The organism is Chryseobacterium sp. SIMBA_028 (assembly GCF_046535285.1).
In the GTDB taxonomy this organism is placed as follows: Bacteria; Bacteroidota; Bacteroidia; order Flavobacteriales; family Weeksellaceae; genus Chryseobacterium.
Genome location: NZ_JAWRWZ010000799.1, coordinates 1 through 238, shown reverse-complemented (window position 1 = coordinate 238; position 238 = coordinate 1). Strand labels below are relative to the sequence as shown.

1 protein-coding gene is annotated in these 238 nt (G+C 62.2%); it reads right to left on the bottom strand.

The genetic code is table 11. The annotated features are described in order from the left end of the window. On the bottom strand, window positions 1-238 hold a 238-nt coding region (locus tag SCA31_RS25425; protein WP_410699703.1), incomplete at both ends, for a PAC2 family protein.

The window sequence follows — 238 nt, the reverse complement described above, 5'->3', positions numbered from 1 at the left end:
GTCCTTCATACTGTGGAGCTTCGAGGTTCAGGCGTTCGCGCAATTCTCCGTCCTCGCTGGTTGTGCTGACCGGGATGGGGCGGCTGTGGGGCACGTCGGCCAGTAATGCGCCAACCAGGATGACAGAGTCCACCTTGAGCGCCTCAGCGTGGACAAGCAGTTCCGTGGTGTAGGCGCGCCAGCGGTAGGAGGGTTCCGTCCCAAGGACGAACACCACGTCAACGTTGCTGTCCGGAAC